Source organism: Schaalia odontolytica (assembly GCF_024584435.1).
Taxonomy (GTDB): Bacteria; Actinomycetota; Actinomycetes; order Actinomycetales; family Actinomycetaceae; genus Pauljensenia.
Genome location: NZ_CP102197.1, coordinates 397,434 through 414,322, shown reverse-complemented (window position 1 = coordinate 414,322; position 16,889 = coordinate 397,434). Strand labels below are relative to the sequence as shown.

At 66.6% G+C, this 16,889-nt stretch carries 17 protein-coding genes and 3 tRNA genes; 1 reads left to right on the top strand and 19 read right to left on the bottom strand.

Translation table 11 applies throughout. The features are described 5' to 3' along the window. Positions 1-19: 19 nt before the first annotated feature. The 11 genes from NQK35_RS01830 to NQK35_RS01780 form a co-directional block, all read right to left on the bottom strand. Positions 20-1,228 (bottom strand): ABC transporter permease, encoded by a 1,209-nt coding sequence (locus NQK35_RS01830; protein ID WP_009212034.1) that lies wholly within the window; start codon positions 1,226-1,228, stop codon positions 20-22. Further along, the gene (locus NQK35_RS01825; RefSeq protein ID WP_009212035.1) at positions 1,225-1,917 is read right to left on the bottom strand and encodes an ABC transporter ATP-binding protein; all 693 of its coding nucleotides are present in this window, start codon (positions 1,915-1,917) and stop codon (positions 1,225-1,227) included. The genes NQK35_RS01830 and NQK35_RS01825 overlap by 4 nt, the downstream gene beginning before the upstream one ends. Further along, positions 1,914-2,960: a peptidoglycan-binding protein gene (locus NQK35_RS01820; protein ID WP_034232016.1), complete on the bottom strand. Its 1,047-nt coding sequence runs from the start codon at positions 2,958-2,960 to the stop codon at positions 1,914-1,916. Before NQK35_RS01820 ends, NQK35_RS01825 begins: the two co-directional genes overlap by 4 nt. Positions 2,961-2,998: 38 nt before the next feature. Beyond that, positions 2,999-3,469, bottom strand: a complete 471-nt coding sequence (locus tag NQK35_RS01815) for a hypothetical protein (RefSeq protein WP_009212037.1) — start codon at positions 3,467-3,469, stop codon at positions 2,999-3,001. A gap of 190 nt (positions 3,470-3,659) precedes the next feature. Next, positions 3,660-4,016, bottom strand: a complete 357-nt coding sequence (locus tag NQK35_RS01810; protein ID WP_257114387.1) for a chorismate mutase — start codon at positions 4,014-4,016, stop codon at positions 3,660-3,662. A 45-nt stretch (positions 4,017-4,061) separates the two neighbouring features. Then, on the bottom strand, positions 4,062-5,321 hold the full coding sequence (gene clpX, locus NQK35_RS01805; RefSeq protein ID WP_009212039.1) for an ATP-dependent Clp protease ATP-binding subunit ClpX: 1,260 nt from the start codon (positions 5,319-5,321) through the stop codon (positions 4,062-4,064). Between the two features lie 224 nt (positions 5,322-5,545). After that, a complete protein-coding gene (locus tag NQK35_RS01800) occupies positions 5,546-6,190 on the bottom strand; it encodes an ATP-dependent Clp protease proteolytic subunit (protein ID WP_003794993.1) in 645 nt (214 codons plus the stop codon). Beyond that, entirely contained in the window at positions 6,187-6,801 is a 615-nt protein-coding gene (locus tag NQK35_RS01795) for an ATP-dependent Clp protease proteolytic subunit (RefSeq protein ID WP_009212040.1), read from the bottom strand. Before NQK35_RS01795 ends, NQK35_RS01800 begins: the two co-directional genes overlap by 4 nt. A gap of 187 nt (positions 6,802-6,988) precedes the next feature. Then, a complete protein-coding gene (gene tig / locus NQK35_RS01790) occupies positions 6,989-8,308 on the bottom strand; it encodes a trigger factor (protein WP_257114386.1) in 1,320 nt (439 codons plus the stop codon). 175 nt (positions 8,309-8,483) lie between these two features. After that, positions 8,484-8,783 (bottom strand): FMN-dependent dehydrogenase, encoded by a 300-nt coding sequence (locus NQK35_RS01785; RefSeq protein WP_257114385.1) that lies wholly within the window; start codon positions 8,781-8,783, stop codon positions 8,484-8,486. 48 nt (positions 8,784-8,831) lie between these two features. Beyond that, positions 8,832-8,905, bottom strand: a tRNA-Pro gene (locus tag NQK35_RS01780). 100 nt (positions 8,906-9,005) lie between these two features. Between NQK35_RS01780 and NQK35_RS01775 the strand changes: the two genes are divergently transcribed. Continuing rightward, a tRNA-Gly gene (locus NQK35_RS01775) sits at positions 9,006-9,079 on the top strand. A gap of 62 nt (positions 9,080-9,141) precedes the next feature. Here the strand turns inward: NQK35_RS01775 and NQK35_RS01770 are convergent. From NQK35_RS01770 to murA, 8 genes are all read right to left on the bottom strand, one after another. Beyond that, the gene (locus tag NQK35_RS01770; RefSeq protein WP_257114384.1) at positions 9,142-10,200 is read right to left on the bottom strand and encodes an NAD(P)-dependent alcohol dehydrogenase; all 1,059 of its coding nucleotides are present in this window, start codon (positions 10,198-10,200) and stop codon (positions 9,142-9,144) included. An 88-nt stretch (positions 10,201-10,288) separates the two neighbouring features. Next, positions 10,289-10,361, bottom strand: a tRNA-His gene (locus tag NQK35_RS01765). 88 nt (positions 10,362-10,449) lie between these two features. Continuing rightward, complete coding sequence (locus NQK35_RS01760; RefSeq protein WP_009212044.1) at positions 10,450-11,367, bottom strand: ATP-grasp domain-containing protein; 918 nt, start codon at positions 11,365-11,367, stop codon at positions 10,450-10,452. A gap of 49 nt (positions 11,368-11,416) precedes the next feature. Continuing rightward, positions 11,417-12,553 carry a D-alanine--D-alanine ligase family protein gene (locus NQK35_RS01755; protein ID WP_257114383.1) on the bottom strand — a complete coding sequence of 379 codons (1,137 nt, stop codon included), beginning with the start codon at positions 12,551-12,553 and terminating at the stop codon, positions 11,417-11,419. Between the two features lie 48 nt (positions 12,554-12,601). Continuing rightward, positions 12,602-13,621, bottom strand: coding sequence for an NAD(P)H-dependent glycerol-3-phosphate dehydrogenase (locus tag NQK35_RS01750; protein WP_257114382.1), 1,020 nt, complete (start codon positions 13,619-13,621; stop codon positions 12,602-12,604). 159 nt (positions 13,622-13,780) lie between these two features. Then, a complete protein-coding gene (locus tag NQK35_RS01745) occupies positions 13,781-14,554 on the bottom strand; it encodes a lysophospholipid acyltransferase family protein (protein ID WP_257114381.1) in 774 nt (257 codons plus the stop codon). 52 nt (positions 14,555-14,606) lie between these two features. After that, positions 14,607-15,551 carry a diacylglycerol/lipid kinase family protein gene (locus NQK35_RS01740; RefSeq protein WP_257114380.1) on the bottom strand — a complete coding sequence of 315 codons (945 nt, stop codon included), beginning with the start codon at positions 15,549-15,551 and terminating at the stop codon, positions 14,607-14,609. A gap of 4 nt (positions 15,552-15,555) precedes the next feature. Next, on the bottom strand, positions 15,556-16,881 hold the full coding sequence (murA, locus tag NQK35_RS01735) for a UDP-N-acetylglucosamine 1-carboxyvinyltransferase (protein ID WP_009212049.1): 1,326 nt from the start codon (positions 16,879-16,881) through the stop codon (positions 15,556-15,558). Positions 16,882-16,889 lie beyond the last annotated feature (8 nt).

The following is a 16,889-nucleotide window of genomic DNA, read 5'->3' as shown; positions in this document are numbered from 1 at the left end:
TGTCGTTGCAGGCTCGGCCCTACTGGGAGGCCAGAGCCGCGGTGGGCGGCGTGCGTGCCGCTCGGATTGCGGGGTAGAGGCCCGCGACGGCGCCGATGAGGAGAGTGGCGCCCAGGCCCGCAGCGATCACCCACCAGTGGAGGGTGGGAGGCCAGCCGTAGGCCAGACACATGCCCCAGGTGACACCGGCGCCGATGAGGCAGCCGGCGACGCCACCGAGGAAGGACAGGATCAGCGCTTCGGCCAGGAACTGAACCGTGATGTGGGAGCGCTTAGCCCCCAGGGACCGGCGCAAGCCGATCTCCTTGCGTCGTTCCAGAACGGAGATGATCATCGTGTTGGCCACGCCGATGCCGCCGACGAGGAGGGCGATCGAGCCGACACCGGCGAGCAGCGTCGTCAGCGTCTGATCGGCCGCGTTCTGCGCCGCCAGCGCGTCCGAGGGGCGCGACACCTTCAGGCCCGTGGATCCCTGAGGGGCGAGCGTGGGCCCCAGGAGCGAACGCACGGTCTCCACTTGGGACTCCTCGGAGCGCTCGTAGATCGCGGTGGGCGTCGATCCCTTGCCGAACTGCGCCTTGGCGGCGGGAATGCCGATCAGCGCGGCGTTGTCGAGCTCCTCGGCGAGGGGCAGGTGGTTCATGATGCCCAGGACCGTGAAGGACGTTCCCCCGAGCCACACCTGGGTGCCGGGTTCGACCACGCCCAGGAGCTGGGCGGCCTTAGACCCGAGGACGACACCCGGGTAGTGGGCCGTCGCATCGTTGAGCCACACTCCGCTCTTCATCGTGCCCGAGACCACGTCGAGGAGATTCGTGTCGGCGGCCATCGTGAGGGTTCCACCGGTCGCGTTCGGGTCGGACAGGCGCGAGCGGTAGACGGACACTCCCGTCAGGGTCGACGTGGAGGCCGCGGAGGTGACGCCCGGAATCATCCGGGTCCTGCCCACCGAGTCCTCCGGCAGCACGAGGTCCGTGCCCGACAGGTCTGCCCCGCTGCGCGCCGTGAGCATGTTCGTGCCCAACGCGCGCAGCTGTTCCTGCAGGCGGGCCTGCGAGGAGGAGGAGACCCCGACGACGCCGACCATCGCGGCGATACCGATGGCGATACCCAGGGCGGACAGGACGGCTCGCATGGGACGCGAGCGCAGGCCGGTCAGGCCCAGGCGGCCGATGTCGCTGGCACGCAAGCTGGAGCGCGCGGTGCGCGAGCTTTTCTTACTCGTCATGGCTTACCTCCCGGGTGCGCTGAGTCCGATACAAGTTGTCCGTCACGGATGGCGATCTGCCGCGGCAGAGACGCCGCCAGTTCGTTGTCGTGGGTGATCACGATGATCGTGGTGCCGGCCTCGTTGAGCTCACGCAGGAGGGCGACGATGGACGCGCCCGAACGCGAGTCGAGGTTGCCGGTTGGCTCGTCGGCCAGCAGCAGGGCGGGGTGCCCGATGATGGCCCTGGCGATGGCGACACGCTGGCGTTCACCGCCCGACATCTGGTGCGGCTTGTGGTCCATGCGGTGTCCGAGTCCCACGCGGGTCAGCGCCTCGCGTGCCGCCTCGCGCCTGCGGGCCCGGGGCACTCCCCGGTAGAGCAGGCCGTCGGCCACATTATCGATGGCGGGAACTCCCTGCGTGAGGTGGAACTGCTGGAAGACGAAGCCGATCAGGTTCGAGCGCACCCCCGACAGGTCGGTGTCGCTTAGGGACGACACGTCCATGCCGCTGATGCTCACGGTGCCCGAGCTGGGCCTGTCCAGGGTCCCAATTAGGTTGAGTAGGGTGGACTTGCCGGAGCCGGACGGGCCCACGATGGCGACGAACTCGCCCTCGTCAACGCTCAGGGACACTCCGTTGCAAGCGTGCACGGGCGGACTGCCGAAGGACCGGTGCACGTCGGTCAATTGCAGGATGTGACTCATCTGTTGGGCACCACCACGCGCTGGCCTTCGGCGAGTCCCTCGCCGCTGATCTCGACGCGGTCGCCCGCGAACAGGCCGACGGTGACGGGGACGCGGCGCACCTGACCGTTGTCATCAACAACCTCAACGCCGAACTGGTCGGTGGTCAGGGCAACGAGAGCGCCCAGGGGCACCGAGAGCACATTCGTGCGCGTCTGCGAGGTGATTCCCAGCGAGACGGACGCCTCCTGGGTTCCCTCCAGGGCCTCGGTGTCATCGGGGGTGACGGTGATCGGGATGATGCGTTCACCGCTGCTTTCCTTCGATTTCTCCTTGGTGCCCTCCTCGCCGGGCTTGTCCCGGGGCGGCTCCACCGACGTGATCGTCCCGGTCGTGGTCGAGGCAGCGCCCGGGAGGCGAATCGTGACCTTGGTACCGACGACTCCCAGGCTCTGGTCAGAGAGCTTGAGGTTGGCGGAGATGACCTGGCGCGAGGACGAGGCCGCAAAGAGCTCGGTCTCGGGCGTCGCGGTGTCTCCGACGCGGGACTTCAGGGCGCCGACCCGCACGTCCTCGGGGGCAAAGAGCACGGTGCCCAGGGGGAGGGTGCCGTCCTGCGTGAGCCCGAGGGCCTTCTGCCAGCGCTTGATCGCCGCGATCGTGTTCCAGTCGAAGTGCTCGTTGGGGGTGGCCTGGAAGTAGCCGAGCTCGGACAGGGCGGTCTCCAGCTGCTTGACGTCAGCGCCGTCGCTCATTCCCTCAGAGAAGTCGCGCCACGCGGGGGTGGCGCCGTGCAGCAGGTAGGCGCTGTTGCCCGCGACGGTGTACACGTGCGACCCCTGCTCGAGGGTCGTGCCGGGCGTCGGCAGTGCCGTGATCACTCCGGTGAAGGCGCTTTTAAGGTCGTAGGAGTCCGCGTAGTGCAGGTTTCCCTGGACGGCGGTCTCGCCCGACAGGTCGCCGCGGGTGATGGTTGCGGTCGCACCGTCGAAAGACTGGGGGGTCTGCGCGTCGGCGCTGCCCCCGGAGCACGCCGACAGCGTCACAGCGCCGACGGCGACCATGGCGAGGGCGGCCACGAGGCGCGAGGAACAAGCAACGGTCACTTGCTACCTCCCGGGTTGCCGAAGCACTTGTTGAGGGCATCCTGCGGAACGTCCTGGATGTCCACGCCCTTGCCCGGCTCCGGGTCCTTCACGTTGTAGCCGAGGTCGCGCAGGCACTGGGCTCCCTTGACGAGAGCGTCGCGCGCGGCCGGGTCCTTCGTCAGGTCATCCTGCCCCGTGAGGCCATCGGTCTTTGCCATGCACTCGTTGACGGCAGCGTTAAATCCTGCGGACGTGTCCTTCGCGTTGTCGGGGGTCAGACCGGTGTCGGGCACGTCGAAGCCCTTTTCCCGCATGCACTGGGCGAAAATCAGGTTCGCATCCTGGCTCGCCGCGTTCGAGGACGACGCCGACGGGTTGTTCTTCTGGCCGCTCGTCGTGGACGAGGTCGATCCGCATGCGCTGAGGGCCGCCGCCAGGGTGATGGCGATAATGGCCAGGCCGCGCACGTGCGCGCGATTCTTCATCGAAACTCCTTATGGACTGCTCGGGGCTGTGGTTCTCACTGCCTGGATAGATTACAGACCACGAGGCTGGAAGCTACCTGAAAACTATCGGGGAAGCCGCGCAGAGTTTCATCAGACAACTAGCGGTTCTTTCGACGAAGAGGGAGCCTGCGCCTCGCCAAACTAACTCGGGTCAGTGAAGATGCCCTGATCAGAGGGCGGCACCCTCGTCGTACTCGGCCTTGATGTCCTCGTGGTGGCGGATCACCTCGCGCACCATGAAGCCCAGGAACTTCTCAGCGAAGTCGGGGTCAAGGCCCGAGGACAGCGCCAGCGCTCGCAGGCGCTCAACCTGGCGAGCCTCGCGCGCGGGGTCCGCCGGCGGGAGGTTCAGCCGTGCCTTGATGTGCCCGACGCGCTGGGTGCAGCGGAATCGCTCGGCAAGAATGTGGATGAGAGCGGCATCGATGTTATCGATCGTCGCGCGCGCGTCGGCGAGCTCGGCGGGAACTCCCTCCACACCCCGATCGGCGCGCGCCGCCGCCCGCGCCTCCTCACGCTGGTCCATGCCTACCTCGCTCTCCCCGACTGCTTCTCAGTCTACCGGGAGGACTCAGGCGCTGCGTTTGCCTTCCGAAGAACGCTCCGGGTAGAGCTCGGCGGCTCCGACGCCCTCCACCAGGTCGCGGGTGATGACCACGCGGGCAACGTCGTCTCGACTCGGCAGGTCGAACATGAGGTCCGAGAGGGTCGCCTCCATGATCGAGGACAGGCCTCGCGCGCCCGTCTTGCGTTCGTTCGCGCGCGCCGCAATCGCCAGGAGCGCCTCGTGGGTGAACTCCAGGTCGATACCGTCCAGGTCAAAGAGGTGCTGGTACTGGCGCACGAGAGAGTTCGACGGCTCCGTGAGGACTCGCACGAGGTCCTCCTCGGTGAGCTCCTTCGTAGAGGTCAGGATGGGCAGTCGGCCGATGAACTCGGGAATCATGCCGAACTTATGCAGGTCCTCGGCGCTGACGGCCTCGTAGAGATCACCCATTTCCGAGGCGCTCTTCAATTCTGAGCCGAAGCCCGTGGAGCGCCGACCCAGGCGGGCCTTGACGATGTCCTCGATACCCGCGAAAGCGCCGGCGGCGATGAACAGAATCCCGGAGGTGTCGATCTCCAAGAACTGCTGGTGGGGGTGCTTGCGCCCACCGGTGGGCGGAACCGACGCGACCGTGCCCTCGATGATCTTCAGAAGTGCCTGCTGCACGCCCTCGCCCGACACGTCGCGGGTGATAGACGCGTTCTCCGCCTTGCGACCAATCTTGTCGATCTCGTCGACGTAGATAATGCCCTTCTCCGCCTTCTTGATATCGCCGTCGGCCTCCTGGATGAGGCGCAGGAGGATATTCTCCACGTCCTCGCCCACGTAGCCGGCCTCGGTCAGAGCGGTGGCATCTACGATCGCGAAGGGAACATCCAGCAGGCGCGCCAGGCAGCGCGCCAGGTGGGTCTTACCGGTTCCCGTGGGCCCCAGGAGCAAGATGTTGGACTTCGTGCCGAGCATGTCCTCGGCGTTTCCCGCATCGCGCGAACGCACGCGCTTGTAGTGGTTGTAGACCGCCACCGACAAAGCACGCTTGGCCCGGTCCTGGCCGATCACCCACGTGTTGAGAAACTCGTTGATCTCGCGCGGCTTGGGAAGCGGGGTCGCGGACGAGGTCACCTGCTGGGCGCCCAGCTCCTCCTCGATGATCTCGTTGCACAGCTCGATGCACTCATCGCAGATGTACGCACCGGATCCTCCAATGAGCTTGCGCACCTGCTTCTGACTCTTTCCACAGAAAGAGCACTTGAGCAGCTCCGCACCATCAGTCAGACGGGCCACGAGACCTCCCAGGGGGTTGAACGGTTATCCGTTCGGTCGGATGCGCGTGCGCGCTTGCTAGGAAATAACCTAGTGCACATCTGCAAGAAATCCAGCGAGGCACGCGCATTGTTACAAAATGTTCACCCAATAACGAAACACCGGTATTCGCTGATATGACGAGGCCGCGCCACCTTCACACCCACGGGCGCCAGGTGGCCACGGCCCGGTCAGATTCAGCCGACTCAGAGGGCCTTGCGGGACTCGAGCACCTGGTCAATCAGACCGTACTCCGCAGCCTGGGGAGCGGTGAGGATCTTGTCACGCTCAATGTCGCGACGCACCTGCTCGACGGGCTTGCCCGAGTGCTTCGAGATGGTGTCTTCCAGCCAGGCGCGCATGCGGTCGATCTCGTCGGCCACAATCTGAATGTCCGAGGCCTGGCCCTGCATGCCCTCCATCGCGGGCTGGTGGATGAGGACACGCGCGTTGGGCAGCGCGAGGCGCTTGCCGGGCGAACCGGCCGCGAGGAGGACGGCCGCAGCCGACGCTGCCTGGCCCAGGCACACCGTCTGGATCTGCGGCTTGATGTACTGCATCGTGTCGTAGATCGCGGTGAGCGCCGTGAACGACCCGCCAGGGCTGTTGATGTACATGGTGATCAGCGAATCGGGGTCCTGGGACTCCAGGACCAGCAGCTGGGCCATCACATCGTCGGCGCTCGCGTCGTCCACCTGCACCCCGAGAAACACGATGCGGTCCTCGAAGAGCTTGGTGTAGGGGTTCTGACGGCGGAAACCGTAGGCCGTGCGCTCCTCGAAGTCCGGAAGCACGTAGCGCGCCTGCGGCATCTGGCGGGCGACCGCCTCGAAATAGGGCTGGGTGCTCATCGGTTCTCTCCTCGCGTTCCGATCTCGTCGGGGCTGTTGATCACGCGGTCGACGAACCCGTACTCGAGCGCCTCGGCGGCGCTGAACCAGTGGTCGCGGTCGCCGTCGGCCTCCACCTGCTCGACGGTCTTGCCCGTGCGCGCCGCCGTGATCGAAGCGAGTTCCTTCTTCATCCCGAGGATGAGATCAGCGTTGATGCGAATCTCCGTCGCGGATCCGCCGGCACCGCCGAGGGGCTGGTGCAGAAGAACGCGGGTGTGGGGCGTGATGTAGCGCTTGCCGGGGGCGCCCGCCGTCAGCAGGAACTGCGCCATCGACGCGGCCATGCCCATGCCAACCGTCACGACGTCGGGCTTGACGTACTGCATGGTGTCGTAGATGGCCATGCCCGCCGTCACCGACCCGCCGGGCGAGTTGATGTACAGGTAGATGTCGCGGTCCGGGTCCTCCGCCGCCAGCAGCAGCAGCTGCGCGCAGATCGTATTCGCATTCTCGTCGCGGACCTCGCCGCCCAGCCAGATGATGCGTTCCTTGAGCAGGCGCTGAAAGACCGCGTCCCCCAGTCCCAGCTGCGACCCCTCGCCGGCAGCTCCGGCATTGTGCACGCTCACGCGTACCTCCTCGTCTGTTCGCGGGCCCAGACGGCCCCATTGGTGTCCACCGTACCCGCTGGCGGGTGCGCCACGCACGCGCCGGGCCACCGTTTCGCTGTCGGCACATGCGCGGGAGGGGGCGGGGCCACCGCCCCGCCCCCTCCCCGGGAGTTCGCTGGTTGCTACGCGCGGCAACGCCTCGCGCTCACTCCTTGTCGTCGGCGGAATCGGTGACGATCTCGGCACCCTCTTCACTGGCGGGGTCGGTGCCGAAGAACTTCGACAGGTCAACGTCCTGCCCGTTCGTGTCCTTGACGCTCACGAGCTTGAGGGCCTCGATGAGGGCCTTCGAGCGGCCGAGGTCGGCAACGACGTTGGCCATCTGCTGGGGGGAGGAGAAGAGCTGGTTGATGTCGACGCCGAAGTTCTGCGACATCTGGATCGCGTAGTCGATGAGCTCCTGCTGGGACACCTGCACGTCGAACTTCTTGGCCAGAGCCTCGGAGAGCAGCTCGGTGCGGATCTCCTTCTCGACGGCCGCGCGGGCCTCCTTCTTGGCCTTCGGCTTGGCGTCCTCGCCGACGCGGTGCTCGACCTGGTGGTCGACCGCCGACTCGGGAAGGATGATCTCGACCTTGTCGAGGAGCACGTCGATGAGGGCATCGCGCGCAGCCAGGGCCTGCTTGGATTCCTTGTTGCTGGCGGCCTGCTTCTTCAGGTCCTCGGTCAGCTCCTCGATCGTGTCGAACTCGGAGACCATCTGGGCGAAGTCGTCGTCGGCCTTGGGCAGTTCACGGGCCTTCATGGCCTTGACGGTGATCGTCACCTCGGCCTCCTCGCCCTCGTGGTCCCCGCCCTTGAGCTTGGAGGTGAAGGACACCTCTTCGCCGGCCTTGGTGCCGCGCAGGGCGGTGTCCTGCCCGTCAAGCATCGAGCCGGAGCCGATCTCGTAGGAGACGTCGGAGGCCGAGTCGACCTCCTTGCCGTCGATCGTGGCAACCAGGTCGATCGTCGCGAAGTCACCGGTCTTGGCCTTGCGGTTGATGGTCTTGAGTGTGGCGAAGCGGCTGCGCAGGTCGTCGAGCTCCTTCTCCACGTCCTCGTCGGTGACCTCGGTGGGTTCGACCTCGACGACGAGGGAGTCGTCGATGTCGGGCAGCTCAAAGGCGGGCACCACGGCGACCTCGGCGGTGAAGACGAGCTGGCCGCCCTGCGGGCCGGTCACGGCCGGGATCTCGGTGACGTCGACCTCGGGCTGGGCCAGGGGACGCAGATCGTTCTGGTTGACGGCATCCGAGTAGTGGCCAGGGAGAACCTGGTTGACGACCTGCTCGATGACGGCGGCGCGGCCGAAGCGCTGGTCGATGATGCGCGGAGGCACGTGGCCCTTACGGAAGCCGGGGATGTTCACCTGTCCGGCGATCTCCTTGTACGCCTTGTCCATCTCGGACTTCAGCTCCTCGTAGGGAACCTCAACGGTCAGACGAACCTTGGTGGGCTCAAGGGTTTCAACGGTGCTCTTCACGTGCGTACGCTCCGTAGTCTTAAGAATTGGGGAACGCCCGCTCCCGGGCGCATAACAACTCGCCTAGTGTACGCCAGGACCCTCGCAATGTCCTTATTCGCCGCGCGTAAGTGGGCATCTGCACCCCTAAACACACAAACACGGTGTCCAACACCACACGAGCGGGTTGGCGGCCTCAACTGTCGCGGGACGCCCACGGGGTCAGGTAACGGGAGCGGCCCGCGATCACTGCCGCCAGGCGCGAGCGGGGAACGTCCGCGACCTCTGTCACCGCCCGAAGGATCCGCTCGTGGATGGCGCGCGCCTCTTCCTCGTCGCTCGCCGTGAAGCGAGCGGTGACGCGAGGCTGCGCGGAGACGATGGCGATGTCCCAGGCTTCGAGGCGGGCGACGGACCGGGCACGGTGCTCGACCTCCTCAGGATGCCTGCCGGGCAGGACGGTGGTGATCGTCATGACCGTGCGATAGGACGGCACGTTCCCTCCCCCACGTTCCATTCATGCGGCGGCACGAGGCCGCCCCGGTCGGGGTGACAGGATTTGAACCTGCGACCCTCTGCTCCCAAAGCAGATGCGCTACCAAGCTGCGCTACACCCCGCGGGACCGGCGGTCCGATCCTCCATCATACGGGAGCGGCGCCTAAATGTCGCGGACGTGGACAATACCCGCTAGGATCATCCTGTCCCCTTCGGGGGTACGCGGATGTAGCTCAATGGTAGAGCCTCTGCCTTCCAAGCAGATCACGCGGGTTCGATTCCCGTCATCCGCTCCAGGTGGGAAAGCCCCGGGCTAAGGCCCGGGGCTTTCCCCGTTCCGCGGCGAATCTCTCTCCCCTCACGCGCTCTCGGGGAAGGTCAAGGTGTCGATGACGTAGCGGTAGCGCACCCGTGAGGCGACGACGTCGTCGTAGGCCCGCGTGATGTCCTCGCCCGTGATCATCTCCACCTGCGGGATGACGCCGTGGGCGGCACAGAAGTCGAGCATCTCCTGCGTTTCGGCGATCCCGCCAATCTGGGAGCCGGCGAAGGACTTGCCGCCGTTGACGAAGGCTCGCAGGGGCAGGGAGACGGGCTCGGAGGGCAATCCCACATCCACGAAGACACCGTAGGGGCGCAGGGCCGCCATGTACGCGGCGTAGTCCAGGCCCTCGGCGCTCACGGTGCACAGGATCAGGTCGAAGGAACCGCGCAGAGACTCAAGGACGCCCTCCTCGCCGGTCGCGTAGAAGTGCGAGGCGCCGAATCGGCGGGCGTCGGCCTCCTTGGAGCGCCCGTGGGAGATGACGGAGACGTCGGCGCCCATGGCGGCCGCGATCTGAACGCCCACGTGTCCCAGCCCGCCCATGCCGAGGATGGCCACGCGAGAGGAGGGGCCAACCTCGTAGTGTTTCAGAGGCGAGTAGGTAGTGATGCCAGCGCACAGGAGGGGCGCGCAGGCCGCGAAGTCGAGATCCTCGGGGATATGCAAAGCGAAGTCCTCGCGCACGGTGAAGCCCCGCGAGTAGCCGCCGGTCGTCGGGTTGCCCTCGGCGTCTGCGCGGTAGGTCCACAGGGTGCCCGGCGTCGAGGTGCACCACTGCTCGTGGCCCGCCTCGCACATCTCGCAGGAGCGACAGGAACCGACCATGCACCCCACGCCCACGCGATCCCCCACCGCAAACCCCGTGACGCCGGGTCCGATCTTGGCGACGGTGCCGACGAACTCGTGTCCGGGCACGAGCGGATAGTGGACGGGACCCCACTCGCCTCGCGCGCTATGGATATCGGAGTGGCAGATGCCCGCGTAGGCGACGTCGAAGTAGATCTCCCCCTCCCCCGGCTCGCGGATATCGATGCGCAGGGGGCGAAAGCGAGTGGTCGCGTCGTCGCATCCGTAGGCGATCACTGAAGGCATGACAGCTCCTTTGTCCGGTCATATCCAGGTGCCTCCAGCATACTGGAAAAGCGATGACCCCGGCACCGAAAGTGCCGGGGTCTGCGGGGGTGGCTGACGGGACTCGAACCCGCGACGTCCTGGACCACAACCAGGTGCTCTACCAACTGAACTACAGCCACCGTGGTTGCCCTGAAGGCAACGGGAAGAGCTTAGCACTACCCGCGCGCGCTTGAAAACTCGAGCACTACCCCGCGACGGTGGGGTGCATCACCAGTGTGCGCGAGCCGAGATGGCATCCGCGAAGTTACCCAGCGCGCTCGGGGTCGCCCCCAGGTACAGGTCCGCATCCACCAGCGACACCTCCATGACGAGGAAGGAGCCCTTACCGTCGGGGACGAGGTCGACCCGATTGAACAGGAACTGCTCATCGTGCCCCAGGCGCGAGCGAACGTAGGAGTGCAAGACCCGGCGGATCTCCTCGCCCCACTTCCACGCCACGGAGTCCGCCGGCTCTGCGGTGACGACGGCCTCGTGAACGGTGGGGTCGGTGATCGACGACGGATGGAGCGCAGCCCTCTTCTCAACCGCGTGGGACACCAAGCCGTTGAAGAACACGAGGGAAATCTCGCCGTGCAGGTCGATCTCCTCGACGTAGCGCTGAATCATCACCGAGCGCCCCTCTCCGAGGAGCCCCTGCACCTGACGCATCGCGGCCTGGCGCTGGCGCGTATCCACCGTCGTGTAGCGGCCGATATCGCGCACGCCAGAGGACACCGCCGGCTTGACCACGAACTCGCCGAAGGCCGGGAAGCGCGTGTGAATCTGGTGCTTGGATAGGTTCTGGGCGGGTTCGAGCCAATTCGTCGGGATCGTGGGCATCCCCAGGGCTGCGAGCTCCTTGAGGTAGTGCTTGTCGCTGTTCCAATCCAGGACATCGCAGGAGTTTTGCACGCGGCGCAGGGACCGGGTCCACTCCAGGAAGGCGCGGCGATCCTGGGCGTAGTCGGACACGGAGCGCACGACGATCATTCCCGCATCCGACCAGTCGACATCCGGGTCGTTCCAGACCTTGACCTGGGGGTCGCAACCGCGCGCCGCCAGCTCATCGGGCAGCCCCTCCTCGCCATGGAACAGGGTGGGCTGTGCCTTGCAGGTGACCAAGGTGACCTTCGGGTGTGTCGGCATGGGTATCCTTTGGTGTCGTGGTACGGGATTGAAAGAGGGCGGGCGGGGCCTAACGGAGGCCGAGCGGACGGGTGGAGGCCTCGGTGAGTAGTTCGCTGAGCAGGTCAGAGTAGTTCAGCCCGGCCGCGGCCCACATCTGCGGGTACATCGAAATGGGGGTGAATCCGGGCATCGTGTTGACCTCGTTGATGATGACCGTGTCGGTGGCCTCGTCCAGGAAGAAGTCGACGCGGGCCAGGCCCTCGCACTCAAGCGCGTCGAACGCCCGCCAGGCTGTTTCGCGGATGCGCTGGGCGTAGGCGGCAGACACCTCGGCCGGGCAAGACAGGCCAACGACGTCATCGACGTACTTGTGGTCGTAGTCGTAGAATTCCCCCTCGGGAACGACGATCTCTCCCAACGGCGCGGTGCCGCTGCTCCAGTCGGGTCGAGCGCCGAGGACGCCGCACTCGATCTCGCGGCCGCTCACCGAGGCCTCGACGATGACGCGCGGATCGTGGTTCGCGGCCTCCTTGATGGCCGTCGGCAGGTCCTCGCGGCAAGTAACGCGCGAGATTCCGACGGAAGAACCCGCGCGGCAGGGCTTGACGAAGACCGGAAAGCCGAGGCGCTCGATGCGCTCGACACACGCGCCGGGATCGGACTCCCACTGGCGGGCGGTCACCAGCTCCCATCGTCCCACGTCAATGCCGGCGGCGGCCAGGACGGTCTTCGTGAGGTGCTTGTCCATCGAGATCGCGGAAGAGGTCACGCCGCACCCAACGTATCGCACGCCCGCCATCTCGAAAAGCCCCTGAATGGTGCCGTCTTCCCCGTAGGGGCCGTGCAGCAGCGGGAAGACGATGTCGACGTGGCCGAGGTCTTCGACCCCGATGACGCGAGAGGCGGCCGAATCCGGATCGCCGTCGTAGGAGAGCTCAACGAGATTGCCCTCCCCCGGGGTCAGCGCCACGCGGGTCGTGCCCGCAGTGACGGACTGGCCCTTCCCGTCGCGAAAGGCCAGGGCGGACGGGTCGTCGGCGACGCGCACCCACTGGCCGTCGCGCGTGATTCCCAGCGGGATCACGTCCCACTTGGTCCGGTCGATGGCGGTGAGGATGCCGGCCGCCGTCGCGCAGGATACTTCATGCTCGGAGGAGCGCCCACCAAACACGATGAGGACGCGGGGACGAGAGTTCACAGTCATGGTTCCAAGACTACCGTCAAATGCATCCCTCGCACTCACGGGTCGGGCCTACACCAGCTCGATCTTCCAGCCGTCCATCTTCTGTGGGCGCGCGAGCAGCATCCGCCCCATGTCTTCGATGCTGGCGCGCCCCTCAACAACCTCGACGACGGCGCCCGTGATGGGCATATCCACGCCGACAGACTCGGCGACTTTCAGGATGGGCGCGGCCGAGGCGACGCCCTCCGCCACCCCTGGGGACAGCGCCAGGGCCTCGGCCAGTGGCATGCCGGAGCCGAGGCGGTGCCCGAGCGAGAAGTTACGCGACAGCCGCGAGGAGCAGGTGGCCACGAGGTCACCGATCCCGGACAGGCCGGCGAAAGTCGAGGCATCTGCGCCGAGGGCGATACCCAGGCGGGTCATCTCCGCCAGGCCACGGGTGATGAGGGTCGAGCGGGTGTTGATGCCCAGTCCCATCCCCTCGGCGGCGCCGATCGCCACGGCGATGACGTTCTTGGTTGCCCCCGCCATCTCCGTTCCCACCACGTCAGCCGACACGTAGGGGCGGAAGTAGGAGTTGTGGCAGGTCCGAGCGATGTCCTTGGCCAGCTCCACGTCGCTGGCGGCGACCACCGTCGCGGTGGGGTGGCGCTCGGCAATCTCGCGCGACAGGTTGGGGCCCGACAGGACCGCGATGCGCTCAGGCGGCAGGCAGGCGGCCTCAGCGATAATCTCATCCACCCTCTTGAGCGATCCCAGTTCAAGGCCCTTCGCCAGAGACAGGACCGCGACATCGTCCGCAAAGGAGGCGCGGGCGGCCTCCAGGGTGGGGCGCACCGCGCTGACGGGAACGGCAACGACGATCAGGCGCCGCCCCGCCACGGCCTGGGCGATGTCCGAGGTCGCATCAATGCGATCCGAGAGGGTGATACCCGGCAGGTACGTTGGGTTCTCGTGGCCATTGATGAACGCGACAGTGTCGGGGTTGCGCCCCCACACGGTGACCGACAATCCCGCGTCGGCGAGGACCTGGGCGAACGTTGTTCCCCATGCCCCTGTTCCCAGTATCGCTGCCGTTGACATGCTCATCGAGACCTCCCTGTCCCGCCCATTCTACTCGGATGGGAGTGGGGGCCACACCACGAGGAGAGAAGGACTCTTCCAGAGAAGCGTTCGACGCATCCTCGTGCCGCAGACTCCAGATCGTTGTCCTCGCATCCCCCTGCGCCCGGTCCTCGATATCCGCGACTAGCGTCGTTTCTTCGCCTTCCTTGCTTTCTTCGCACGCCTGGCCTGTTCCCATTCCCACCACGGGCCCGCCTGGGTTGCGGGATCCCAGGGGGTCTCGGGGGCGCTCATACCCCGCAGCTGCCCCACCCCGGCCCGCACCGCCTCGCTGATGCGCCGAGTCCCTTCGTTCACGGCCTCGTGGTCGGCCGACCCTTGAGGGCCGATCAGATCGGACAGGTCGACGGGGGCCCCGAAGTGATAGGACAGGGGTCGACCCGGACGCATGTCGATCTTCTTGGAGTTGTAGGCAGACATGATCTCTTGCGCTCCCCACTGGGAGAGCGGAATGACGGGAACGCCGGTATCCAAGGCGAGGCGCGCCGCACCCGACTTGAACTGCATCGGCCACTCCTCCGGGTCGCGGGTGAGGGTTCCCTCCGGGTAGATTCCAACGACCTCGCCGCCCTCCAACGCGGCGCGCGCGGGCGCCAGGACGGCCGCCGGATCCGAGTCGCGGTTGACGGGAATCAGGCCCATTCCCGCGATGATCCACCCGAAGACGGGCACGGAGAACATCGATTTTTTCGCCAGGAAGCGCACAGCCGTGTCGCGTTTCATGAAGTACCAGCACAGGCACAGCGGATCGACGTTCGACAGGTGGTTGGAGACGAGGAGATAGCCTCCCTCGGAGGGCAAGTTTTCCTCGCCGGTCACGGTGAAGGTCACCCAGGGCGTCATGAGGGGTGTCAAAACACCCTTAGCGAAGGCGTAGAAGCCGGAGACAGGACTCATGGCTCAATTCTACGGGAACGGGCACCCGGGCAGGCACGGCCCGAGCGCGACGTCACACGAGGACCGAGACGACGCCGGGAGCAGCCTCCACGGTGAAGGGAACGGTCGCGATCCGGTCACCGTCGGCCATCGCGACGACTCCCGCGGGTTCCGAGAACGACACGGCCGTGGCGCTGGTGACCTCCACCGCCGGGTGGTTCTTCGCTCGTCCCGCCACGATGCTTGCCAGGACGGGCAGGGCACGGAAGAGGGGCAGGGAGCCGACGTGGCACACTTCGAGGACGCCGTCGCTCATATTGGAAGCACCGACCAAAGTGATGCCTCCGCCGAAGCGGCCGGAGTTGGACACGGACGCGATCCAACCGCTCATGTCCCGCTCGTGGCCGTCCACGGTCGCACACACCCGCGTCGGGGTGTGCGAGGCCAGGGCGGCGAAGGCACCGTAGCCGTAGGCCAGCGGACCGAAGGTCAGCGAGGATTCGTTGGCCAGGATGTTCGCCCGGGCGTCCAAGCCGATCGACACGATGCCGAGCGCGAGGCGCTCCCCCTCGCGCGAATGCACCCACATGCCGTCAAGGGGGCGCACGCGGGACGAAAAGTCGCCCCCCGCGCGGTCGGCCTCCTCCCCTCGGGTCAACCCGCATCCGGCGAGGCTGCGGGCGCGGGCGAGCGGGTCGGGACCGATGAGCAGGGCGCGACACAGGTCGTTACCGCGTCCACCGGGGATGGGTGCGAAGAGGGAGCCCGAGTCGTGGCAGCCGCGCGCGACCGCACTGAGGTAGCCGTCGCCCCCGAGGGCGGCCACAACCGTGCCGGGCCCCACGCGGGCGGCGAGGGCGGCAGGATCGTCGCCCGGTGTGGTCAGCCGAACCGCGACCTCCCAGCCTCCGCCGCGCAGAATGCGCACGATGCGGGGTCCGAGGCGCACGCTGCGCCCACCCGCCGACATCGACGACACCAGGACGAAGATGCGGCGCCTGCAGACCTGTCCGGACACGTTCTCAGTCGTCCAGGTAGCACACGCGCGCGTCCAGCTGGTGGAGCTTGCGCGTGAAGTGTTCGTAGCCTCGCGAGATGACGTCGATGCCCGACACCGTGGACGTTCCCGACGCTGCGAGCGCCGCGATCAGGTGCGAGAAGCCTCCGCGCAGGTCGGGAACCTCAATGTCGGCGCTGTGCAGGGGCATCGGGCCTGAGATGACGGCCGAGTGGTAGTAGTTCTTTTGGCCGAATCGGCACGGGGTTCCGCCCAGGCACTCGCGATAGACCTGGATGTTTGCGCCCATCTGGCGCAGGGCCGAGGTGAAGCCGAAGCGATTCTCGTAGACGGTTTCGTGGACGATCGACAGGCCTCGAGCCTGGGTGAGGGCCACGACGAGGGGCTGCTGCCAGTCGGTCATGAAGCCGGGATGCACGGCGGTCTCCAGGGCGATCGAGTGCAGCTCCCCGCCGGGATGGTAGAAGCGAATGCCGTCCGTGTCGATGTCGAACGCGCCACCCACTTTGCGGAAGGTGTTGAGGAAGGTCGTCATGTCGGGCTGGTGAGCCCCGCGCACGTAGATGTCACCGTGGGTGGCCAGCGCGGCGGCGGCCCACGAGGCCGCCTCGATGCGGTCCGGGAGGGCCGTGTGGCGGTAGCCCACCAGGTTGGACACGCCTTCGATGCGGATCGTGCGGTCCGTGTCCACCGAGATGATCGCGCCCATCTTCTGCAAAACGTTAATGAGGTCGAGGATCTCCGGCTCAATGGCCGCGCCCTTCAAGGTCGTGATGCCCTCGTTGCGCACAGCAGTCAGCAGCGTCTGCTCGGTGGCGCCCACGGACGGGAAGGGAAGCTCGATGATGGCACCGTGAAGGCCCGAAGCGGGGCGCTTGATGTGGACCCCGTCGGGCTGCTTGTCCACAATCGCGCCGAACTTGCGCAGGGTCTCGAGGTGGAAGTCGATGGGACGACCCCCGATCGCGCACCCTCCGAGCTCGGGAATGAACGCCTCTCCGAGCTGGTGCAGGAGGGGGCCGCAGAAGAGGATCGGGATACGCGAGGCTCCCGCGAGCGTGTCGATGTCGGAGCGAGAGGCAACCTTGACGTTGGAGGGATCCATGCGCAGCGTGCCGCGATCCTGGTCGAAGTCGATTCGAACGCCGTGCAGGCTCAGCAGGTTGGACACGACGTCCGTGTCCCGAATCAGCGGCACGTTGTAGAGCTCGGAGGGGGTGTCGGCCAGCAGCGAAGCGACCATCGCCTTGGGCACGAAGTTCTTGGCGCCGCGCACGCTGATTTCGCCGCGCAGCGGGTGGCCGCCCTCGACTTGCAGGATGGATGACATGGATGCTC